18 protein-coding genes, 1 tRNA gene and 2 pseudogenes are annotated in these 23,274 nt (G+C 60.7%); 8 read left to right on the forward strand and 13 right to left on the reverse strand.

From position 1 onward, the window contains the following. Positions 1 to 177 (reverse strand): hypothetical protein (locus tag GX444_18130; protein NLH50499.1); only part of this gene is annotated, 177 nt, incomplete at its 3' end. A 574-nt stretch (positions 178 to 751) separates the two neighbouring features. Continuing rightward, positions 752 to 1,834: an EamA family transporter gene (locus GX444_18135; protein NLH50500.1), complete on the reverse strand. Its 1,083-nt coding sequence runs from the start codon at positions 1,832 to 1,834 to the stop codon at positions 752 to 754. 191 nt (positions 1,835 to 2,025) lie between these two features. Between GX444_18135 and GX444_18140 the strand changes: the two genes are divergently transcribed. After that, positions 2,026 to 3,747, forward strand: coding sequence for a hypothetical protein (locus GX444_18140; GenBank protein NLH50501.1), 1,722 nt, complete (start codon positions 2,026 to 2,028; stop codon positions 3,745 to 3,747). A 58-nt stretch (positions 3,748 to 3,805) separates the two neighbouring features. Here the strand turns inward: GX444_18140 and GX444_18145 are convergent, their stop codons facing one another. Then, on the reverse strand, positions 3,806 to 4,741 hold the full coding sequence (locus GX444_18145; GenBank protein NLH50502.1) for a radical SAM protein: 936 nt from the start codon (positions 4,739 to 4,741) through the stop codon (positions 3,806 to 3,808). A gap of 188 nt (positions 4,742 to 4,929) precedes the next feature. On the opposite strand from GX444_18145, the gene GX444_18150 reads away from it, so the two are divergent. Then, positions 4,930 to 6,237, forward strand: coding sequence for a hypothetical protein (locus GX444_18150; GenBank protein ID NLH50503.1), 1,308 nt, complete (start codon positions 4,930 to 4,932; stop codon positions 6,235 to 6,237). A 7-nt stretch (positions 6,238 to 6,244) separates the two neighbouring features. Here GX444_18150 and GX444_18155 read toward each other — a convergent pair whose 3' ends face one another. From GX444_18155 to GX444_18165, 3 genes and pseudogenes are all read right to left on the reverse strand, one after another. Next, the gene (locus GX444_18155; protein ID NLH50504.1) at positions 6,245 to 7,579 is read right to left on the reverse strand and encodes a hypothetical protein; all 1,335 of its coding nucleotides are present in this window, start codon (positions 7,577 to 7,579) and stop codon (positions 6,245 to 6,247) included. 1,646 nt (positions 7,580 to 9,225) lie between these two features. After that, positions 9,226 to 9,405, reverse strand: a pseudogene (locus GX444_18160) (hypothetical protein). A 715-nt stretch (positions 9,406 to 10,120) separates the two neighbouring features. Then, positions 10,121 to 10,279 (reverse strand): annotated as a pseudogene (locus GX444_18165) (peptidase). Between the two features lie 221 nt (positions 10,280 to 10,500). On the opposite strand from GX444_18165, the gene GX444_18170 reads away from it, so the two are divergent. Together GX444_18170 and GX444_18175 are read left to right on the forward strand one after the other, a co-directional pair. Beyond that, positions 10,501 to 11,037, forward strand: coding sequence for a hypothetical protein (locus GX444_18170; protein ID NLH50505.1), 537 nt, complete (start codon positions 10,501 to 10,503; stop codon positions 11,035 to 11,037). 144 nt (positions 11,038 to 11,181) lie between these two features. Beyond that, complete coding sequence (locus tag GX444_18175) at positions 11,182 to 12,117, forward strand: hypothetical protein (GenBank protein ID NLH50506.1); 936 nt, start codon at positions 11,182 to 11,184, stop codon at positions 12,115 to 12,117. A 39-nt stretch (positions 12,118 to 12,156) separates the two neighbouring features. On the opposite strand, the gene GX444_18180 is transcribed toward GX444_18175, so the two are convergent. From GX444_18180 to GX444_18195, 4 genes are all read right to left on the reverse strand, one after another. Continuing rightward, positions 12,157 to 13,092 (reverse strand): TIGR01777 family protein, encoded by a 936-nt coding sequence (locus tag GX444_18180; GenBank protein ID NLH50507.1) that lies wholly within the window; start codon positions 13,090 to 13,092, stop codon positions 12,157 to 12,159. Positions 13,093 to 13,289: 197 nt separating this feature from the next. Beyond that, positions 13,290 to 13,838: a lipocalin family protein gene (locus GX444_18185; protein NLH50508.1), complete on the reverse strand. Its 549-nt coding sequence runs from the start codon at positions 13,836 to 13,838 to the stop codon at positions 13,290 to 13,292. 597 nt (positions 13,839 to 14,435) lie between these two features. Next, positions 14,436 to 14,615: a hypothetical protein gene (locus tag GX444_18190; GenBank protein NLH50509.1), complete on the reverse strand. Its 180-nt coding sequence runs from the start codon at positions 14,613 to 14,615 to the stop codon at positions 14,436 to 14,438. Positions 14,616 to 14,668: 53 nt separating this feature from the next. Next, positions 14,669 to 16,213 carry a sigma 54-interacting transcriptional regulator gene (locus tag GX444_18195; GenBank protein NLH50510.1) on the reverse strand — a complete coding sequence of 515 codons (1,545 nt, stop codon included), beginning with the start codon at positions 16,211 to 16,213 and terminating at the stop codon, positions 14,669 to 14,671. Positions 16,214 to 16,453: 240 nt separating this feature from the next. On the opposite strand from GX444_18195, the gene GX444_18200 reads away from it, so the two are divergent. From GX444_18200 to GX444_18210, 3 genes are all read left to right on the forward strand, one after another. Then, positions 16,454 to 17,779, forward strand: a complete 1,326-nt coding sequence (locus GX444_18200; GenBank protein ID NLH50511.1) for an ammonium transporter — start codon at positions 16,454 to 16,456, stop codon at positions 17,777 to 17,779. Positions 17,780 to 17,797: 18 nt separating this feature from the next. Further along, positions 17,798 to 18,193, forward strand: a complete 396-nt coding sequence (locus GX444_18205) for a P-II family nitrogen regulator (GenBank protein ID NLH50512.1) — start codon at positions 17,798 to 17,800, stop codon at positions 18,191 to 18,193. Positions 18,194 to 18,342: 149 nt separating this feature from the next. Next, positions 18,343 to 18,684, forward strand: coding sequence for a tyrosine-type recombinase/integrase (locus GX444_18210; GenBank protein NLH50513.1), 342 nt, complete (start codon positions 18,343 to 18,345; stop codon positions 18,682 to 18,684). A 24-nt stretch (positions 18,685 to 18,708) separates the two neighbouring features. Here GX444_18210 and GX444_18215 read toward each other — a convergent pair. Continuing rightward, positions 18,709 to 18,806: transfer RNA gene (locus GX444_18215), tRNA-Sec, on the reverse strand. Positions 18,807 to 19,006: 200 nt separating this feature from the next. Here GX444_18215 and GX444_18220 point away from each other — a divergent pair. Further along, complete coding sequence (locus tag GX444_18220; GenBank protein ID NLH50514.1) at positions 19,007 to 20,239, forward strand: hypothetical protein; 1,233 nt, start codon at positions 19,007 to 19,009, stop codon at positions 20,237 to 20,239. 95 nt (positions 20,240 to 20,334) lie between these two features. Here GX444_18220 and GX444_18225 read toward each other — a convergent pair whose 3' ends face one another. Both GX444_18225 and GX444_18230 read right to left on the reverse strand, forming a co-directional pair. Next, complete coding sequence (locus GX444_18225) at positions 20,335 to 21,159, reverse strand: M23 family metallopeptidase (GenBank protein ID NLH50515.1); 825 nt, start codon at positions 21,157 to 21,159, stop codon at positions 20,335 to 20,337. A gap of 27 nt (positions 21,160 to 21,186) precedes the next feature. Then, positions 21,187 to 23,274: a PKD domain-containing protein gene (locus tag GX444_18230; GenBank protein ID NLH50516.1), complete on the reverse strand. Its 2,088-nt coding sequence runs from the start codon at positions 23,272 to 23,274 to the stop codon at positions 21,187 to 21,189.

The raw sequence follows: 23,274 nt of genomic DNA on the forward strand, positions 1-23,274 counted from the left end.
GTCAGACCCGGTGGAGATGTCGGCCCATAGATCAATGCCTAATTGCGTGACGGGCATACCGGCCAGCGGATAGGTCAGCGCCTGAATCATCGCATTGAGATGTTTTTTCGCGGTGGCCCAGCTTTCGCCGGCGCCGGAATCGTCGGACTGGTCGGGATCGACGTACCAATTGGGCATGAGCGCTCTCCAAACGCCTTCACCGCCGCCCTCACCTCATCCAACCACGCTGCTCCACCCGGAAGGCGAATAGAAAGATACATCTTTGAATAAAAAAAACAAGGAAAAAATATGAATCATTTTTAATACTTACGAATGGCCTCCCATTGGCGATCATAGTTAAATCGGAAGTCACGGATAAATAAGCGAAAATTATTCGTTCCGGCAAATCCGGCGGAGGGTTTGGCGGAAAGGTGAAATCGCGGCTGCTAAGCCGCTCTTACACCAGTCAAGTCGCTGGCGCTCCCCGCGTGGGTTCCGGCTGGCGAACGGAAAGACGGCGAGGATTTTTTCAGGGTTGGGCTTTGAGATGCCGAAACAAGTTCGGCATGACCGGTTGGTGGGCGGCGGCATGACGGAGTGGATTCCGGCTTTCGCATGGAAAGACGATGAGGATTTGTATCGCGGCTGCTAAGTCGCTTACAGTGGACAAGCGGTCGGCGCTTCCAGGTTCATGACGGCGCTAAATAATGACCAGGTTTTTGGACCGAGGCGATCGCGAAAGGTCAAGGCCGTTTGGGTAAGAGGCATCCCATCACGAATGATCGTGCCGGTGATGAATATCCGGATAGTGACCGTGGGAGTGGACGATCGGCTGGTGAACATGCCGGTGCTCGTGCGATTCGCCGGCTTCGATCGTCGCTTCATGCGTGTGCCGGTGATGCTCGTCGTGGACGTGCGAATGCGCGTGCTCCAATAAAGAGTGGCGATGCTCATGCCGGTGCACTTCGGTCAGATGCAACAGCCCCCCCGAACCCATCAGGCAGGCCGCGACGAACAGCGGTATCGTCGGCGGCTCGCCCAGCAGCGGCACCGCGACGGCCGCGCCGATGAACGGCGCCAGCGAAAAATACGCCCCGGTCCGCGCCGTGCCCAGGTGCCGCAAGCCGAGCACGAACAGACTCAGACTGAAGCCGTAACCCAAGAGACCGACGACCGCCGCGCCGAGCGCCAACCGCAACGGCGGCAACGTCGCGCCCGCCAGCCGCGCGATCAGCAGGTTGACCCCGCCGGCGACGATCCCCTTGACGGCGGCGACGAGTAGCGGGTCGGCCGCCGACACCTTTTGCGTCAGATTGTTGTCGATTCCCCAGCAAAGGCAGGCGCCCGCCACGGCCAGCGAGGCCAGCGGCAACCCCAGGCCGGACCCGCCCTCCGGCCACGCAAGCACCACGCCGCCGGTCACGATCAGCGCCATGCCGACGGCGATCCGGCGATCGAAATTTTCGCGGAAGGCGAACCAGGCCAGTAGTGCGGTGAAAACGCCTTCCAGGTTGAGCAGCAGTGAGGCGGTCGCTCCCGGCGTCGCGGCGAGACCGGTCAGCAGCAGGATCGGCGCGACGATGCCGCCGAACAGGATCGCCCCGGCCAGCCACGGCCAATCGGCGCGCGACAGGGGAGCCGCGTCCTGAACGCGGCGCCGCCGGGCCAGATAGATGATCGACAATCCCGTTCCGGATCCGAGGTACAGCAAACCGGCGAGTAAAACCGGTGAAAGATCGCCGACCAGCAATTTCGCGAACGGCGTGCTGGCGCCGAACAGCGCCGCCGCGCCCAGCGCGTAAAGGACTCCGCCGCGGAGGGGGAATCTTTCGGCTGGCCGGTGATCTTGCTTCATTCGTTTCCGGTTTTAACACGTTCCCGACGGCCGCGCGAGCAAAACTTGCCTCGTACTACAAAAATGGGGTTGACGAATGGATAACTCCGGGAAGATAATTCCCACCGGCGTGAGCTGAATTTCATTCCGTTCTTTCAATGGAGAAGACGATCCGGAGCGTTTCCGGATTTTTTCATGGAAAGGAATTGGCGATGGATCAGATCAAACGTCTTTTCTTCATGGTTGCGGCCCTCCTCGGAATTTGCTTTTTACAACCCGCCCTGTTCGCCGATCAATTCCAGGAACTCTGGCAAACGACCGAAGCCGTACACGACGACGCGGCGAACGAACCGTTCGACCTGGTGGTGACCGCCGACGGGATGATTTACCTGTCGTACGGCTACGAAGGTTCGACCTATTTCACCGCCGCCGGGAAACTGGCCAAAATCAACGACGCCGGCCATTTTCTCTGGCGCAAAACGGTGGCCAGCGACGGCATTTCCGGCATCCAGATCCGGGTCGACGCGAACGAAAACATCTACACGGCGTCGGCGATCATTCCCGACATCATCGGCGCGCCTTGCCAGTCCTATTTCAGCAAATACAAGACCGGCGGCGCGCTCGCCTGGCGGCACGCGAACTCCTCCCAGGCCACCTGCTTCGCAATGGGCGCGATCACCGCGGACGATCGTTTCGCGTTCGCGCTGACCAAGGCGGTTTACCTCGGCCCCTGGCTCGGCTACGCCAACCAATTGTGGCTGGGCGCCTACTCGCCGGACGGCACCCAGGAATGGTTGAGCCGTTGGGATCAGGACATCACGGACGGCGACGAAGTCCCCGCCGCCTTGCTGCCGGATCGGGAAGGAAATTTCTACATCTTCGGCGAAAATCTCGATTCGGATTACAAGACGATCCTCGCCGGGAAATACACCTCCGCCGGGAAAAATCTCTGGAAATATTCGGTCAACGATTCCAGTTACAACAATTTCGTCGCGGGCGCCGTCGACGAACAAGGCAACACCTACGTCACGGGCTACTTCGACAGCGTCAGCGACTATCTCTTCGTTTTCTCGGCAGACCCCCAAGGGCAGATCCGGTGGGAAAACTTTTACGGGCATTACCTCGCCGGCGACCATCGACCGTCCGCCTTCGCGTTGACGCCGGCCGGCGACGTGCTGGTCGCCGGTTACACCACCAACGAAAACGGCGACAAAGATTTGTTGCTGCTGTGCTTTTCGGCCGAAGGCGAAGGAAAATGGTTGTGGCAACAGGATGAGAGCCTCGGCGGCGACGATTTGCTTGCCTACGGCGCCCTCGCGGTCGACGCCGGCGGCAACGCCTATCTCGTGGGTGTGGTCGATTCGGGCTCGGTTTGGAACCGGAAGCTTTACAAGATCGACTCCCAAGGCGAACTCGTCGCGGCGATCGAATGCGGCGCGCAGGATCAATCCTATCGTCCGGCGGAAATCGGCCTGGACGCCGCGGGCAACGTTTACCTCGCCGCCACCGAAAACGACGCGGTTTGGATCGGGAAATACGGGCAGATCTGCGATGGTTGCCGGATCGACGGACTGTGCCGCGCCGCGGGCGAGGCCAACCCGGACAATCCGTGCGAGGTGTGCGACCCGCCGCAAAACGAAGACGCCTGGTCCGCGGCGGCCGACGACACGGTCTGCGACGACGGCCTCTTCTGCAACGGCGCCGATCGCTGTCTCGCCGGCGCCTGCTCCGGGCATGAAGGCGACCCTTGCGAGGCCGCGGATTCCTGCGACGAGACGGCGGATCAGTGCGTCCCGGCCGCAACGGACGACGACGACACCGGCGGCGACGACGCGGCCGACGACGATGCCCCGGATGACGATGACGGCGGTGCGGCCGATGACGATGCCCCGGATGACGACGACGACAACGACGACCTGACCTGCTGCGGTTGAAAAGCGGGCGCGCGCCAAGCGGCACATTCGCGACAGGGAGAGATCGTCAAAACGTTCTTCAGAGCGCCGCGCTGGCGCAATTGACGCGGCGATGGCAGGGCCGGCGGCATTCGCGCATGCGCCGGATCGTCGGCGCGCGTCGCTCCTCCGCCAGGATCGTTGCCAGCGGTTCGCGCGCGATGTTGCCCAGCGGGGCGAAGAGGCCGCACAGCGAAACGTCGCCGCGCGCATCGACGCAGAAGCCGAATTCCTCGATCGGACAGGAACCCTCGACCGCCCGCGAGGGGTCCGCCAGAACCGCCGCCTGCATCGCCAAAGCCGCCGCCGGATTGTTGATTTTGGCGCCTTGCGCCCGGCGCTCCTGGAGATGCCGCATCACGCGCCGCCGCAGTTCCGCATCGGGATGAAAGAGGTCCGGGTCCGCGAGCCAGGCGTCGCCGCCGTCGACTCCCGCCGGGTTGGCGAGAATCTGAAAATAAACGCCGTCCACGCGGTCGTCCGCGAACAGCGCGTCGGCGAAATCCGCCATTCCCGGCAGATTGGCGCCCATCACCACCGTGACGATGTTCCGGCGCACGTCGGGCGCGTTGCCCACCAGGTTGTCCAGCGCCTCGTTCGCCCGGCGATAGGCGCCCGGCCGCCCGCGCAGAAAATCATGCAGCGGCGGCGGTCCGTCCAGCGAAAGGTTGACGTGCCGCACGCCCGCCTGCGCGAGTTCCCGCGCCTGTTCCGGGCCCAGGCCGTCGCCGCTCGAATTGAAATGCACGATCGCGCCGGCCCGCGCGGCGGCGCGGACGATGGCGTCGACGTCGTCGAACAACAGCGGCTCGCCGCCGGTGAGCACGATCTCGACGCCGGGAAAGAGCGTCGCGAGCGCGGCCGCCGCGTCGCTCCAGATTCGGGCGGGCAGTTCGCGCGGGTCGCGGTGCGGCCGCACGAAGCAGAATTTGCACTCGTTGCGGCAGCGATCGGTAAGGTGAAACGTGACGCGCATTCGGCAACTCCCCCTGAACCTTTCGGCAGCGTAGATCATTCCCTCCGGCGGGTCAATTTTTCCTCTCGGCGCGATCCGCCGGATTCCCGATTCGCGCTTTACGTTGACGCCGGGTCAACGCCGGGAGTACCTTGCCGCGAAACCCCAGGCCCAAGCCGGCCCGAAAAGCCGAAACAAGGTCGGATCGAATGACAAAACGAACGTTCTTCATTTTTCTGCTGCTCGCCGCGTTGTTCTCGGCGGGCGATGCCGCCGCCAAAACACTCCAGCGCACCGTCGACGCGGTCGTTCTGAACGCCCGGGGTTGCGGGCCGCTGTTGGGCCGGCCGATTTCCTCGCTGCGCGCTTACGCCAAAACCGCGTCGGACTTCGTGCCGATTCCGTTTCAAATCGACGAGCGCAACGCCAAGGGCCAACTCGTCTTCCCCTTCGGTTCCAAGGCAAGCAAGGACGAGGACGGCGGGCGGCTGGACGCGAACGACGAAATCGTCTTCATGGCCCGGGACGCCGGCGATCCGGCCGAGAAAACGTCCTTCCCGGCCGGCTGGCAGGCCGCCGTTTCGCTCGAAATCACCGATCCCGTCGACGGCGGCAAGGCTTGGATCTACCTGCTGGCTTTCGATCAACCGCCCCCGCCCGCCCGCGCGGATTACGTGCGCTACGACCCGGCGAACAACATGATTTACGCGACGAACTACACCATGGGGTTCGATAAAAAGGCGCCGATCGGCATCGGGTATCTCGCCCTGACTCCGCAGGGCGGCGGCGACGGGAAGAATTATGTCGACCGGCTCAAGATCCGCTTCACGGCGAACATGTTCGGCGGCCGGCTGAAGTTCGCGCGAAACGAGGAGGAATTCACCTGCAAGGTCGTCGCCTGGATCGACGGGCCGGTGCGGGTCATCCGGCACACGCAAAACCGCGTCATCGTCTTGCTGAACATCCCCTCGCCGTCCGCGATGCTCGACAACGTCTACTATGCGAACCAGTTCGAGTTCCCCACCGAGGTGAGCGTGCCCTTCGACCCGCGAACGGTGATTTCCGACCCGCGATTTACCGTCACGACCGACGCGCTGTGCGGCTTCCCCGGCGGCACCTACCGCAACGAAAAAAATCCGCGGCCGGTGACCATCGACGGGGTGATGAGCCCGGAAGAGAAGGCGCTCGACCGTTCGCCCTACAAATGGATGGTCGCGACGATGATGCCGCCCTACCGGGGCGCCTGGCTCAACCGCGTCGCCTTCGATCCGCGGTTCGGCGTCTCGCCCAACCTGTTCTACCTGGACGATCGAAACGCGCTGGACCCGCCGGAAAACGATCCGGGCCAGTGCGGCAACGTGGGCTATACGATCGACGTCATGATCGACCCGAAAAAAGGCGATCTGCGCGGCAACTCCGTCATGTACAACATCCCGGATTTTTCCGACGAGAAAATCCCGGGGATCCTGAACATTCTGGACCGGCCGCTGGTCGTGACGCCCGCCGGCCTGCGATAGCCGCGCCCTATTCGGGCAGGTTCTCGATGTCGGCGGCCGTGCAGAATTCGGGCGCCGTCAGCGGGTTGCAGCGGGACGGGTTCCCCGCGGGAATCTCCACAAAATATTCGTACTCGTTGTCCGGCGACGGGAAATCGGTGCTGATGAAATGCGCCCCCGACGCCAGCGCGGCCTCGACGCGCGTGTAATCGTTCTGTTCCGGCTCGTCGCAGCAATCACCCGCCATCGTCCGCACCAGGAAGCCTTGCGTCACCGCGTCGCGGATCGCCGCTTCGTCGCCGATCGGGTCGTTCAGCGGCATGATGCCGGCGTAGGAATCGTCGGGCGTCGAATCGGTGAACATCAGCGCCCCTTCCAGATCGGGATACAGCGCGTGGTAGTTGGCGAGGAATTCATCCAGGCTGTGGGCGTGAAAAATGATCTTGTTGCGCGTCGCCCCCAGCGTCGGCCAGCCGGCGGTCAGGATCGCCTCGCGCAGCGTGTCGTACTCGCCCCGCACGTCGTCCGGCGTCAGGATGCGGTCCCGCGGCCAGACCGAGAGGATATCGGCCTCGACATCCTCGGCGTGCGCGGCGATGTCGCTGATGTTCAGGTCGTTCTTCGGTTCCAAAAACACCAGGATCGGGTGGTGGCCCGGATGGCCGTCGGACCATTCCTTCAGGGCCGCCAGGCAATCGGTGAAAACCTCGCACGTCGACAGCGGGTCGATGATCGGCGCGTGGAAGACGCGCAAGCCTTGGTTCGGAATCCAGTGCAAGTCCAGTTCGAACTGGCGCACGCCGATTGCCGCCTGCTCGTCGAGCAGTTTGTGCGTGTAGTTGTAATCGGGCCAGATCAGCAGCGGCGGCTCGATGTGGTAGCTGTTGTGCGTGCCCAGTCCCTGCAAATCGTTGACGCGCAACAGGTCGTCGTTCGGGTAATCCGGGCTCTCCGGCGTGGTGTCGTCGTCATCGCCGGCGTCGCAATCCGCGGGGCAGCGGCATTTGTTTTCTTCCGGGCCGCAGATTCCGTCGCCGCAGTTCGTGCAATAGGTGAACCCATCGCAGGCCGTACACTCGCCGGTCTCCTCGTTCACCGTATCGCAGCCGACCGAGTCGAGACCGGCGCAGCATTCTAGGTGATCCGGCACGATCGCATAGCCGCTCCCCTCGCCGACGCAGTTGTCGTCATCGTCGCCCGTATCGTTGTCGTCATTGTCGTTATCGTTGTCGTCGTTATCGTCGTCGTCATCTTGAGCCTGCCCCGGACTTGATCCGGGGTCGTCATCGTCGCCGCACGCGGCGCCGAGAGCCGTCAGACAAAACAAGGCGAAAAAAACGGCCCAGCATGATTTCGCGCTCATCGGTCCCTCCGGGTTTTCACGGAACATTTAATGATATCAAACGAAACGGAAATGAAAAACTGACTTTCTCCTGACGGTTTCAACATCGTGGCCCCGCTTTACCGCCGGTGAAAGCGACCCGCCGGGCGGATAATTCCTGCTTGTGGCCGGCTCTCGAATATGGGTATGATTTTCAGCAACCAAACCAACCATCGGCTCGAAGCAATGAGAAAACTTGCTTGTCTATCAGTTTTATTGCTTCTTTTGTCTGTTTTCCCGGCCGGGGCGACGGAGGTGCCGGCCGCTGATCCGCTTCCGGCGGATGGCCGGGAATGGATCGAGCCGTCAGCCGTGCTGTTGCATTGGGCGGCGCCCGTCGGCAATCCCTCGCCGGTGGAACATTACCGCGTTCTGCTCGACACGGATCAAGCGGTGATCCTCGATCCCCTGGGGCTACCGGACCTTGAAGGCACTGTTGACGGCGACGCCGAGTTGTCGTTCGCCGTCGCCGACCTGGATTTCGACCAAACCTATTACTGGCGCGTCGATACGGTGCTGGAAGATACGACGGTCGTGGTGGGCCCGGCGTGGTCTTTCCGCACCGAAGCCGTGGACCTGCCCGGCGTCGCGGTCGATTACAGTGCCGACCCGGCGAACATCTACCTGATGTCGCCGTCCGTTGCCAGGCTGCCCGACGGCGTCTGGGTGGTTTCACACGACCAGGGAGGCCCCGGCATGCCGGCCGGGACGCGCACGATGGTGCTGGAATCCCGGGACGACGGAATCAACTGGACGCTCCTCGCCGTGGTAGAGCCGTTGCATTGGGCTTCGCTGTTTTATCATCAAGGCTCGTTATATCTCCTGGGCGACACCGGCGGCGGCGCCGGCAGCCGATGCGTCATTCATCGCTCGGATGACGGCGGCCTCACCTGGACCGAAGCCCTGGACGAAAACACCGGCGTTCTTTTTGCGGACACGGGTTACCATACCGCGCCCGTGCCGGTGGCGATTCACGACGGCCGCTTGTGGCGCGCCATGGAAGACATTCACGATCCGGGGGAATGGGGCTATTACTTCCGCGCCTTCGTAATGTCGGCGCCCGTCGATGCCGATCTGCTCGTGGCCGCCAACTGGACGGCCACCAACCGCCTGTCGTTCGACGAGGATGCCTGGCCGGGCATCGGCTGGTTGGAAGGCAACGCGGTGGTGACCCCGGAGGGCGAAGTCGTGAACCTGCTCCGGGTCGCCGACGTCGTCGCTTCCCTGGGCCTGATTGAAACGGCGGCGATGGTTCACGTGAGCGCGGACGGCACGACGGCCACATTCGATCCCACAACCGATCTCGTTGATTTCCCCGGCGGCGGCGTCAAATTCACCATCCGTTACGACGAGACCTCGGGGTTGTACTGGTCGCTCGTGAACAAACAACGCCATCCTTATGCCATGCGCAATCGCCTGAGCCTTACTTCCTCGCCCGATTTGCGTCATTGGAACGTGGTCGCCGATATTCTCTGGAGTTGGGATCCGGTTTTTCACGCCTGGCAATACGTCGATTGGCTGATCGACGGCAGCGATATCGTCTTCGTCTCGCGCACGGCGCACCCGATGGGCGGTGGTATCATGCCCCACGGCTATCACGACGCCAATTTCACGACCTTTCACCGCATCCCCGATTTCAGGGACCTCGCCGACGATGACGATGATGACGACGATGACGATGACGACGACGATGACGATGACACAACCGATGACGATTCCGGCGATGATGATCTGGTCGATGATGATGACGACGACAATGACGATAACGATAACGATAACGACAACGACGATGCCGATGACGATAACGACTCGACGGACAGCAACTCGACCGCTGATGACGACGATTCGTCCGATAGCGGGTGCGGGTGCGGTTCGTAATCGGCTGAATTAAATCTTTCTTAATGTAGGCGTACAGAATCCGTAATCATAAAAAAACACTATTCCGGAGGTAAATATGCCGACTCGAAAAACAATGATGTTATTCCTGGTTTTATCGGCCGCCGTGGTTTTTCCCGCCGCGTGGGTGTTGGCGGAAACCGAGGATCTGATTGAAGACGACGGCGGTTACGAGACGTCCGCGGGATTCCAAGGCAATCCGATCTACTTGTTAAGTTGCATCGCCCCCGAACACTATCCTTCGACCCTGATCGAAATCCGCGCTTACGGCGACACTTATCTGACTCCCGGCAGGTTGGCGAGCTTTACGGTTTGGACAGACCCGGATAGCGCCGGCGGACCCGAAGGCGCGGCTTTCTACACCGGCGAAACTTTCGGTGTGGTCGTCGGCGATTGGATGGTTTTGAACCTTACCGGCATTCCTGCGTTTGATACTCCCCTCGCGGCCGGATCCTGGTGTATCGGCTTGTATTTCCCCAGTGATCCCGGTTATTGGCATACCTGCCCCATCGATCAGACCACGCACCATCAACACACCTACTATTCCAGTGACGCAACGACCTGGACCCTGGTCGATTCGGGCGGTATCCCGGGCAATGGGGCGTTCCGCGGGGTCTCGGAATATATGGATGATGATGACGACGACGATGACGATGATGACAACGACACCGCGGATGACGACGACGACGATGATGACGATGACGACGACGATGATGACGACAATGATGATAACGACACCGCGGATGACGACGATGACGACAACGATGACGCCGCCGATGACGATGACGACAACAATGACAATGACGACGGCGCGGACGACGACGCGACGGACGGCGGTACGGATTCCGAGGACGACGATTCGTCCGACAGCGGGTGCGGATGTTGAGCGGGGAGGCCGACCGATAACGGCAAAAGCAAAGGGCCGCGCTTTCAGCGACCCTTTTTATCGAACTTGCTTTCGGCGAGGTGAGGTGTTTCCTTAAAGGGAGAAAAAAAGGAGCAGCCGGATGACAACTTCGAAAATCGCTTTGTGGGCAATCAATATGCTGGGAGGAATCGCGGTAATCGGCAGCTACGTTCTCGGCATTCAAGCGCATCCCGGCCAGGGGGATCGGTTGTGGGGAGGCGTGCCGGAAGGTATCCGTGGCATCTACACCGTCTCGATGCTGCTTTCGGCGGTCGGATATCTGCTGTTTTTCTACCATATCGCGCTGCGCATGGACCCAGCCAAGGTGAATCTGCCCTGGAGCGTTCCCTTCGGTTCGTTCGCGGTTCCCTTTCTCCTGATTCTGGTCCCGTCCGCCTTATGGATGTCCTTGACGTTCTCCTATCTCGAGTCGCCATCGATCGGGTCGTGGATCGCCGTCCGGGTTGTTCTGGGGTTGGCGGCGCTGGGCTCATTGGTGATGCTGGTCATGCTGGCCGGATTGAAAAGCTGGTCGCCGGATCAATTCTGGTGGCCTTCGACCATCGGCGCGGGCATCTTCGCTTTTCACCTGCTCTGTCTCGACGCGCTTCTTTGGCCGGTGCTTTTTCGGTCGTAAACAAACCGGGGTTTGTTCAAGGGTTTCCTCGGTCGGATGGGCTTGGGGGTGGACGTGAACCGCGCTGACCTTCCCGAATTCATTCGCCGGTGGGCAAGGCGCTGGATCAGCATTCCGTTGGTGTTTTTCGCTTTCGCCGTCGTCGTGGCGACGCTGCCCCTGACGATTCCACTCGCCGCGGTCCATGACCTGATCGGACGGTCCCGCTGGGCGGTCGTTCGCTGCCTGCTCTATCTCTTTCTGTACCTGTGGTGTGAATCCGTCGGCATCCTGGCCTGCTTCGTCATCTGGCTGTTCAGCGGGCGATGGCTCGGCATCGGCAAAACCGGTTTTGTCGAAGCGAACTACGCCTTGCAAAGATGGTGGGCCAGGACGTTGTATCATGGCGCCTTACGGATCTTTCGAATCGAGGTTTCCGTCGAGGCGCCGGAGGACGTGAACGAGGGGCCGTTCATCCTTTTTATCCGCCACGCCAGTCTTCCCGATGTGATCCTTCCTTCCGCCCTGTTCATCATCCCGCACGCGATGAGAATCCGTCATATCATGAAAAGCGAACTTCTCTGGGATCCGTGCCTGGATATCGTCGGTCATCGGGTGCCGAACTGCTTCGTGCGACGCGGTTCGGGCGAAAGCACCCGCGAAATCGAGAAAATCCAACGGCTGATGGAAGATCTGAGCCCCCGGGACGGCGTCATGATCTACCCCGAAGGCACTCGTTTCACGATGCAAAAACTGCAACGGGCGCTCCAGCGGCTGAAGAGCAAAAACGACGCCGATCTTTTTAAACGGGCTTCCTCGTTCCGGCACGTGCTCCCTCCCCGGCTGGGAGGATCGCTCGCGTTACTGGAAGCCAACCGCGGAGCCGCGGCGGTTTTCTGCGCCCAAGTGGGATTCGAGTCCGCCGGTAAAGCGAGCCATTTGCTATCCGGTTCGCTCATCGGCAGTACGATCCGGGTCCATCTCTGGAAAGTGCCGTTTGCGGAAATTCCCACGGATCGAGAAAAACGGATCGGGTGGTTGTATAGCCAATGGCTTAAAGTGGACGATTGGATAGATGCTCACCCGCCAAGCCGTGATTAATCATCGCCACACCCGATTCCGGCGCGGCCAATTCACTCGTCACGCCGAATTCCCTTGCCGGCGCGCCAAGAGATCGGCCAACGCGGCGGAAAGTTCCGGAAAACGAAACACGAAACCCGCCTCCTGCAAACGTTGCGGTTTCGCTCGTTGTCCGGCTAACAGTAGCTCGTCGGCCATTTCCCCAAGCAGCATCCGCAGGGCGAAAGACGGCGCCGGCACCCACGCCGGGCGGCCGATCGCCTTGCCGAGCGCCTTGGCGAACTCGCGTTGCCGCGTCTCGCCCGGCGCCGCCAGATTGAACGGGCCTTTGAGGTCGGCGCGCTCCAGCAAAAAGAGGATGGCGTTCACCTCGTCTTGAACATGAATCCAGGGGAACCATTGTTTGCCGGAGCCGACCGGCCCACCGGCGAAAAACCGAAACGGTAAAAGCATCTTGGGCAGCGCCCCTTCTTTGTCGTCCAACACTGCACTGGTGCGGAGGAACACGAGTCGCACGCCTGCTTGCTCAACCGGCCGGACGCCGTCCTCCCAACGAAGCGCGAGCTCGGCCAGAAAACCCTGGCCCGGCGCGGCGGTTTCATCGACGATGGCGTCGCCCGCGTTGCCGTAAATGCCGATTCCCGACGCTTGAATGAGAACCGATGGCTTCCGTTTGGCTTTCCGAACGGCGTCCACGACGGCCCGACCGCTGTCGAGCCGGCTGGAAAGAAGCGCTTCCCGGCGCGACTGGGTCCAGCGTGCCGCGCCGATGTTTTCACCGGCGAGATTGACGATCGCGTCCGCCCCGTCCGCCTGATCCGACCAAGATTCGGCGGATCTGCCGTCCCATTCCGCGACCTGTACCTGGGGGCCCAATTTGACTTCGGCGCTCTTCCGACTTCTGGACAGCGCCACGACTTCATGTCCGCGTTCCAATAGCGCGCGACACAGCCGACCGCCGATAAAACCCGTCGCACCCGTCACGATGATTTTCATGTCGTTGCCTCCCCTTGCCGGTGATGGTCGATTGGCACCCATTCTACCGGTTGCTGGCGTCCCCCACACGTTCCCGCCGGACTTTCAGTCCCCACCCGACGCGAAAACCGTTGCGCGATTGAGGGCTGTGCCGGCGCTAAAAATTACCCCCGTTCGGGGATGTCACGGCTGCCGGGGCCCCATGCGCCTCACGCCGCCTAGCGATCGCCGGACGGTTGCAGTGTCCGGTTCAATCTCTCTGTCTCGTATCCCTGCGCCTTGAGCCGCGAGACAATTCCCTCATAGACGCCGGATTCCATCGTGGGTGTGCGGCTGAGTATCCAGAGATAATCCCGGCTCGGATGCCCGACGACGGCGTACTCGTAGTTGGCGCCGAGGTCGATGATCCAATAGTCGCCCCAGAACGGGCGGAAGAAACTGACCCGCAGCTTGGCGTTGGTCGTTCGATCCGCCACTTGCGCCAAACCCGCGGCCACTTTTTCCTTGCCGTCCAGCGAGCCGATCCGGCAACGGTTGACCACGTCGATATCCCCGTCGTTCCGCAGTGAATAAGTCGCGGTCGAGCCGGTGCATCCTCGCTGGAAACTCTGCGGAAAACTGGCAATCTCGTACCAGAGGCCAAGGTAGCGATCGAGGTCCACCTGGGACACCGTCCGCAACTCGGGCAGATGCAGCCGAGCCGTGGTCGTCGTCGCACAGCCGGCGATTGCCAACAATCCCACCAGCAACGAGCCCATTTTTTTCATCGCGATCTCCTTTTATGGCACCCCAGAATACTTGGTCTTCACCGACCGAGGTAGACTGACGTCAACTACTTTACCAAACCAAAGTTGATCGACAAACAGCGCAAGGAAGTGTTGTAACAGTCCGACATCTCGACGACGGAGATCTATTCGCCCGCGAAACAGGAAGTCCTCGCCACGGCCGTCAACGCGCTGGAGTTCGACGACACCGAGCAACCAGGGGGAATGCCTGCCAAGAAGTTATTTACAGTTTCGAGCGGTTGCACTTCTGGTTGCAGTGGGCAAAAAGAAGGGGTTACAAACGCCTAGGTGCTTGTAACCCCTAAGAAAGTCTGGCGGAAGTGGATGGGAATCGAACCAAGAATCTGAGAAAACCGTAAAGCGACGTAGTTCCGGCACCTTACCGAACCCCTTGATTTCACGTGTTGTTGTTATTCTGGTGTGACCTACGTCTCGATACGGCAAAGTACGTCTTAAGCGCTGTTTTGGTTGCACTGCAACCACGTTTTGGATCACCTCAGGCGTCAACTAGATGGGTTTTGTTCCCCACCACGCAGGGCAGGGTACGCCGCTGATTGCAGCGCGCCTTTTTGCTGGCTGTCAGCCCTCCTCGGCCGGGCTATCGTCGTCGTCACCTTCGTTCTCGTCGCCTTCGTCATCCTTGTCTTCGTCGTTGTCGTCGTCGCACTTCAATAGCTCCTCTTCATCGTCGGAGATCTTGAAGTAGGTTTCCACCGCTTCCTTCTCAATTCGGTCGGCGTAGCGCTGAATCCACGTCAACCATCGGCGCGCGCCGGTCCCCTCGCGGACATCCCAAAGCGAAGGCGCAATGATTAATCCTCCGATCTATCCAGTCTCGGTTTTTGGCGGAACTTGCGATAGTCGAGGCCGTATTTATTTACCTTGTATTGGATGATGCGTTTGGTGGTACCTAAAAGATAGGCTGCGCGAGTCTGGCTGCCCTCGGCGTCTTTCAGCGCATCAACGATCAACTCCATTTCGTAAGCGGCGACCAGTTGCTCGAACTTGCCGCGCCGCTTGGTGCGCCCTTCGACGGCCTTCATTTGCAGCGATGGCGGCAGTAGATGACCGTGAATGACACCGTCGGTCGACATCAGCACCGCGCGTTCGATGACGTTCTCCAGTTCGCGCACGTTGCCCGGCCAATGATAAGCCATCAGCATATCGATTGCCGGCGTGTCGATGCGGTTGACCTCCTTGCCCAATTCCTCAGCGTATAGTTTGGTGAAGCGATCAGCGAGCATCATCACGTCGGCCCCGCGCTCATGCAGCGGCGGCACGTGAATCGGGAAGACGTGCAAACGGTAGAACAGGTCGGTGCGGAACTTGCCCGCCGCAACTTCTTGTTCCAGATCCCGGTTGGTTGCGGAAATCAGACGCGTGTTCACTTTGATCGTTCGCTGCCCGCCGACGCGTTCGAACTCCCGCTCCTGCAGGACACGCAACAGCTTGACCTGCGACTGCGCTGGCAGTTCGCCGACCTCGTCGAGAAAGATCGTGCCGCCGTCCGCCGACTCGAAGCGGCCGATGCGCGTTTGCGTCGCGCCCGTGAACGCGCCTTTTTCGTGGCCGAATAGTTCACTCTCGATCAGGTTTTCGGGAATCGCGCCGCAGTTGACCTTAACGAACGGCTGGTCACGCCGCGGGCTGCTCAGGTGAATCGCCCGCGCGACGAGGCCCTTCCCGACGCCTGTTTCGCCAGTAAGGAGCACGGTCGTCTTACTGTCGGCAACCTGCGCGACCAGCGCGCGCACCTGGCGAATCGCCGGCGACGCGCCGTAGATCAACCCTGACGCGCCCGACAACCCCGCGCCCTCGCGCAGCCAGCGGTTTTCTTCGGCCACGCGACGGCTTTCAACGCGCGAGGCGATCAGCTCGACCACGCTTTCCAGAAATCGGATCTCATCGGCGAGTTCCGTTTCGTCGGTCGCTACGCGATCGACCGACAGCGAGCCGACGACTTCCTTGCCGTACTTGATCGGCACACAGAGAAACGCGAGGTCGGCACGATTTAGCTGGCGCCGCGAGCCGGAGCGGTCGAGAAACAGCGGTTCGCGGTCAAGTCGCGGCACGGCGATGGGCTTACCGTATTTTACGACGCGGCCGGTGATCCCCTCACCGAGGCGCAGTACGACGGGATCTTGGCGCTCGTCCTCCATGCCGACGCGCGCCAGCGTATGAATCTCCTGCAAGTCGCGGCGCAGAATCGCGACGGCGCCACGCTTCATACCGAGCTGTTCGGCGAGTATGTGCAGGGTGTCGTGCAACACGGTTTCAACCTCGCCGGGTTTGGCCAGCACCGTAGCGATGGCGTGCAGCGTGCGGAGTTGCGCCAGGGTGAAGGATTGGTTTTCCATTTTGATAATTTGGCACAAATTTGTATCAAATACAATAAAAGAAACAAATATGTGTCGACCTATTACTCTGCTTCCGCACTGAAAATACGTAACTTGCTTACTTTTCAATGGGTTGAAAGCCCCGGATGCCTCTGGCACGAAACTTGATTTACTCAGCGCGGCACAATACTGAAGGCGCACCCACTCGCGAGGAAGCGGTGCGCCGTCGTCAACCCACTCTTTTTTAGGGAGAATTACACGATGAAAAGAACCGCCATCCCGTTGATTATATTGGCCGCGATTGGACTGTTCGCGGCGTTTGTACCGCTGGCCGGTCCCTCGGTGAGCGGCGGCCCGATCAATTCGGGTGACGTGGCCTGGATGTTGTGCTCCAGCGCCCTCGTGTTGTTGATGACTCCCGGCCTGTCCTTTTTTTATGGCGGAATGGTGCGGCCAAAGAACGTCATTTCGACAATGCTGCAGAGCTTCATTTCCATGGGATTGATCAGCATTGTCTGGTTTGTGGTGGGGTTCAGTCTCGCGTATGGCGACAGCATCGGCGGCGTGATCGGCAATCCGTTCACCTTTTTCATGTTCCGTCAGGTCGGCGGCGCCACCCATCCGACGCTTTCGCCGACTATACCGCTCGTGCTTTTCGCGTTCTTCCAACTCAAATTCGCTATCATTACGCCGGCGTTGATCACCGGCTCGTTTGCTGAACGCGTGCGATTCAATAGTTACATGTTGTACCTGGTTTTGTGGGCGCTGGTTATTTATAGCCCGTTAGCGCATTGGACTTGGCACCCCGACGGCTTCCTGCGCAAGATGGGCGTGCTCGATTTTGCCGGCGGCACTGTCGTGCACATGTCGGCTGGATTCGCCGCGCTGGCCGGCGCAATCATGCTGGGGAGCCGCAACGGCAGCGGGAAAAAGCACGCGCCGATGCTGCCGGCCAATATTCCGTTCGTTATCCTCGGCGCGGCGATGTTGTGGTTCGGTTGGTTCGGCTTCAATGCCGGTTCGGCGCTGGCGGCCAACGAAACGGCGGCCATGGCCTTTGCCACGACAAATACGGCATCCGCTTCGGCGGCACTGGCCTGGATTTTCTTCGATGTGGCGCGCGGGCGGAAACCGACGGCGATCGGCACGAGCATCGGCGCGGTGGTCGGTCTGGTCGCGATTACCCCGGGCGCGGGCTATGTTTCGATCGGGGTGAGCGTTTTCATCGGTGCCGTCGCCGCGATAATCAGCAACACATTGGTGGCCCTGAAAACGTGGACCGAGATCGACGACACGCTGGACGTATTCCCCTGTCACGGCGTGGGCGGCACGGTCGGCATGCTGTTGACGGCGGTGTTCGCCAAGGACGTGGGTCTTGTATATGGTCATCTGACGACATTTTTGCACCACTTGCTGGCATTGCTGATCGTGACAGTCTTCGCCTTCGGCGGTTCGTATCTGTTGTATCTTATAACCGACCTGATCATCCCCTTGCGTGTGACGCGTGAGCAGGAATTGGTCGGCCTTGATATCAGTCAGCACGGCGAATCGCTCACGTTGCTGCGCGCCGGCGTCGAATCCCATTGAAAACCCGAGGAGTTGGCGATGAAGAAGATTGAGGCCTTTCTTCGCGAAGAGTCCCTGCAAGACGTTAAAGACGCACTGCGCGCCATCGGCATCGTCGGGATGAATGTCCATCAGGTACACGGGCATGGGCGCCAGGGCGGCATCACACTGGCTTGGCGCGGCTCATCTTACCAGATGGACCTCTTGCCGAAGATGCAGCTCAATATTTTCTTGAGCGAACACAACGTCGAGCGAACGATTCAGACCATTATCCAGGCCGCACGCACCGACTCGGAAGGCGAGGAGGGCGACGGGGTCATCTTTGTCTTGCCTGCCGACGACGTGATTCGCATCAGCACGGGCGAGCGCGGACGCGATGCGCTGCAATACCGCGGCGATATCGACGATCCATCCGGCCGCAAAAAAGAAGGATAAAAAGCGGTCCATACCCGATCGAGCCATTCCAATCGGAGATCAAGGCGCGGTCGGCAAAATCACGGCGCTACACTGGTCCGACATCGGCTTCGTCGGAAACGAGATCCTCGTTAGCCGGGCGCAATATCAGGGTGTCGAGAGCACAATGCTTGTCGGACCTCGACCTGAAGAAGGCGTGGGATAACGTTTTGGCCAGGGCTGAAACGGCCCGCCGGACATTCCACGAAGCGCGACACAGCTTCGCCTCGATGTTTCTGAACGACGGCAGACAGTCTCAGTATCTGCTCAAGGAACTGCTGGGGCAGAGCGACATTTCGACGACGGAGATCTATTCGCACGCGAAACAGGAAGCGCTCGCCGCGGCCGTCAACGCGCTGGAGTTCGACGACACCGAGCAACCAGGGGGAATGCCTGCCATGAAGTTATTTACATGGTCGAGTGGTTGCACTTCTGGTTGCAGTGGGCAAAAAGAAGGGGTTACAAACGCCTAGGTGCTTGTAACCCCTAAGAAAGTCTGGCGGAAGTGGATGGGAATCGAACCCACCCGAGCCGGGATTAGCGACTCACACCGGGTTTGAAGCCCGGGCGGCACACCAGTTACCGTGCCACTTCCATCACTTTTCGTTTTTAACCGTTGCCGGCGCGGGAATCAAGCGCCCGCGCGGGCCGGCGGCCGACATTTCCGCCGCCTCATCCGGGCAACCCGCCGCCAAGAATGATTATCTTGATGAAAATAATATTTTCGTTTATCCTTAACGCTTACTGGATTTTTTGGTCGGGCAATTTCGATCGGCAAGTCGTCGGGAGATGGTCATGAAACGTTTGATCGCGCTGATTGGTTCGGTGGCCGTGCTTTTATTTATCGGCGCCTCATTAAGTTGCGACGATGATGACGACCCCGGCTCAAGTCCGGGACAGGCTCAGGATGATGACGACAACGATGACAATGACAACGATGACAACGACAACGATGACAACGACAACGATGACAACGACAACGATGACAACGACGACGACAATGATGATGTTTCGCCGGCCGAAGCGTGGGCCGTCGGCGTCGACGGCGTTTACGGGGGAAGCGGCGCGGGACTGTTTCTGCATTACCGGGATGGCGCGTGGACGCTGGACGAATCCGCGCCAGCCACGGTGAATCTCGCCGCGATTTCCTGTTTCGCCGCCGATCGCTGTCTGGCGGTTTCCGATACGCAAGTATTGGGCTACGACGACGCGCAATGGACGATCGATGATACCTTTCCGACCGCGGCCGACCTGACGTTGTGGGATGTGCTTTGCCTGGACGATGACGCCTGGGTCGTCGGCCGTGACGACGACGCATCGCGACCGTTGGCCTGGCGGCGGCAAGCCGGAGTCTGGTTCGCGATCGATACGGCGACCCTGCCCGACGGGTCGTTGCTAAAGATAAAGAAAATCGCCGACCGGATTCTCGCGCTCGGTTATACCTATGACTTGGTGTATTACACCACCACGACTTATCTCCTCGCGTACGACTCCGATTCCGGCGAGTGGCAGGAGGAACACGTCTTCAACCAGGCCGACCGAAGCGATTTCGACTTCGCCGGCGCGGACTGGGGCCTCGCCGTCGGTTCGGCCGCGAATGCGCCGCTGTACTGGGGCATGACGACAATTTACGAGCAAGGCACCTGGACCAACGTTCCGCCGGATGATTATCCCGTCTCTTACGACACTTCCGGTTCGGCGTTTACGGGCGTGACCGCCGTGGCGCCCGGCGAAGCCTGGGTGATCGGCTACTACGGTTCCAAGGTTTTTTTGGAAGGCGCCTATATTTATCATCTGCAAGACGGCGCCTGGACGGACGCCGCCAAGCCCTGGTTGACGGGAATCGTCTTGAATTCCATCGACCGGCGCGACGACACCGGCTGGGCCGTCGGCTATGTAATCGATGAAAACTACTATCCGCGGAAAGGCGCGGCGGCTATCTACCAGAACGGCGACTGGCATTGGCTGGATCTGCCGGACGGACCGAGCAACCACTGGGAACTGGTAGACGTGGCGATCATCCCGTAGCGCATCGCCTCCCCACCGATATCGGCTCGCTATTGGTGGTCAAAATACCGGCGAATACCGCCAGACGGGCGGAGCCTGTTGCGCCCCAGTTTTTTTCAGTTGTCGCTTTGACCGGTCCTGAACCGCTCCATTGGTCCCGGCACGCCGATTTCGACGGATTGCCAATCATCACCCACGCGGCGTTCATAGGCATGGAACGCGCACAAAACTCCCCGAGCCGTCAACGGATCGGGGTTGTCCATCACGTGAAAATGAAGATGTGGCATCGAGGAATTGCCTGAATTGCCGAGGCTACCCAGCGGTTGACCTGTTTCGACACGAGATCCGGTCCGGACCCGGATGCTGCCGCGTCTAAGATGTGCATAGAGCGCCACCCCCGGAGTGCCGGCGATTAAAATATAGTTGCCGGTCAAGGGACGATAATCGCGGCCCGCGGGGCGTCGTTGAAAAAGTTTCCCGCGCGCCATTTCCCACAAAACATTGATTTTTATTTGGTCCGGCCACCCCTCGCCGACCGCAATGACCTCTCCCGGGAACGCGGCCAAAATCGGTTGGTTCCAAGCGAGAAAATCCTCGGCGGGAACAGCGCCCACGATCTGCTTCCAATTGTCCTGTTTGGAAAAGCTTTGACCGGAGTCATTCAGACGCGCGAAATCGTATGCAAAACGTTGACCGAAGTAATTGGTGCCATGGCTGGGTACTTGTTTGGCCGGCGTGTTCACGGCGACCCACTCACCCACAAACGGAAGATCGACCACCACCGCCGAGGATAGATCGAGATCGCGGGCCGTGTTCGTCGCAGCGGCCGGCTGACGCCGCACCACTTCCCGGTTATTGTCCTGAACGTTCGTTGCGATGAAGACCGTCAAAACCGCCGCCGCCAAGCCGCAAATCAAAAAGACAACGGTTTTGGTACGCATCGCCTTGTCTTCTTCGCTAAACAGTGATCAGCAGCCGCAGCCTCCGCTATCGTTATCGTCATCGTCATCGCCGCTGTCGTTGTCGTCGTCGGTCGCGTCGTCGTCGGCCGCGTCGTCGTCGGCGCTGTCGTCGTCATCGGTGCCGCCGGAGACGGTGATGAAGTCCGCTTTGATTTCCTGGTCATCGCCGCCCGGGCCGGACGCGGTCAAGGTCACGGTGTACACGCCGGGTTGGGTGTAAGTGTGCGTGGGCGAGGTTTCGGCGGATGAACCGCCGTCGCCGAAATCCCACGTCACGGCGGAGAGGCAACCCTGATCCGCGCTCACCAGGCCTTGAAAATCGACGATCAACGGCGCGTCGCCCTGCAGCGGCGTCGCGGTGAAATCGGCGGCCGGCGCGTCGCAAACCGGATACGCCTCGATGGCGTCGATGTCGGCGCCGGGATCGGCGGTGGTGTTGCTGCCATCGCCGTCGTCGGTAAGCAGAATGAAGCGCGCCTCGCTCAGGCCGGAACCCGACAGATCGAATTCCTGCGTACCCGTGCCGGTGCCGAGGCTCTGCCACGGGCCGGTCCATTGCGCGGCCGCCATCACGGTGTAGCCTTCGTCGTTGCCTTTTTCATAGATTTTCAGGTCGGCGCCCTCGCCGTCGCGCACCGGCGTGTTTTCACCCATGTCGAAAGCCGCGTAACCGCCGACGCCCAGCGAGAAGGCGGCGCCGTCGTTGCCGCCCAGTGCGGCGGTCGGCAGGCTGACGTTGGCGGGGTTGTCGGCGGCGTCCTTGCGTAGGTTGAGCACGCAACGGATCGCGGCGTTGACTCCGTCGGCGGCCGGTTCGAGTTCGATATCCTTTTGGGCGCCGCCGGCGGTGGCGGTGACGGGCACGTCGGTCCAGCCGAAGCCGTTGGCCCAAACGTGGAGCGTGTGCGCGCCGGCCGGCAGCAGGCGGTAGTAATCGCCCAGGTCGGGATCGGAAGTGACCGCGAGGCGCTGATCGGCGATGATCGTCGCTTCGAGCGGCAGGCCGTCGGCGGCGCTGGTCACCGTGCCGCGCACCAGCCGGGCGGTTTGCGCGGTCCAATCGAGCATCGCCGGCACGTTCCGGTCGATGTAGGTTTGGATGTTCCCGGCGGCCGGCATTTTGACATTACTGATCTCCACAATCACCGACAGCGTGCCGTTCGTGGCGTGATACCAGTCCTCGGTGGTGCCGTCGGCGATGTACCAATCGGCGCCGTTGGTGATGTCATAGCTCGATTCCTGCTGGTAGACCTGACTGATCGCAATCTCGAGATCGTTTTCCGGGCTGCGCGTATAAATGCCGTCCCAGGTGTAGTTGATCACCTCGGCGCCGCCGTGGTAACTGACCGACAACACCGGCCGGATGTCGCGGGCCAGTTCCATGATCGCCCGGGTTTCGGGCTGGCCGGACCACTTCGTATAGCCCTCCCAGAACGACGGGTAGTTGCGGTTCATGTCGACGCCGTTGGCGTTGCCGCGCATCAGGTTCAAGCCGTCCGGATTGACCGCCGGCACGACCCAGATTTCGTTTTCGTCCACCAAATCGGCGATCGTGGCGTCCGAATCGTAGTTTTCCAGCAGCTCGTAAATGAAGCCGAAGGCCACGCAGGTGCCGATCGATTCATCGCCGTGGATGGCCGCGTCGAACAGCACCGCGGGTTCGGCTTCGTCGGCGGCGACGTTGTCGCTGATCTTCAGGGCGTACATGGTTTTGCCGCCCGCCGACTGGCCGATTTCGAACCGCTTGGCCAGATCGGGATACTGCTGGGCGATCGTCTGCAATTCGGCCACGACTTCCGGGTAGGTGCGATAGCCGGTCGCTTTTTCCGCCGGTTCCACCCGCGAGAGCACTTTCACCCGGTAACCGTGCGCCGTCAGCCAGGCGACCTCCGCCGCGCTGGCCAGCAGGCGATAATCGTCGCCCCGCCGATCCTCGACGGTGAGTTGCAGGTCTTTCAACACCGCGCGGGCCGCCGCGGTCGGCAAGGTCAAAACCGCTTCCAGGTTCTTCTCGTTGACGTTGACGGTGAGCGGAGCCGCCGCGGCCGTCGCCGCCAGGCCGAAAATCAACAAAGCAACGATCCAGTTACGCAT

The sequence above is a fragment of the Myxococcales bacterium genome (assembly GCA_012517325.1).
GTDB lineage: Bacteria > Lernaellota > Lernaellaia > Lernaellales > Lernaellaceae > JAAYVF01.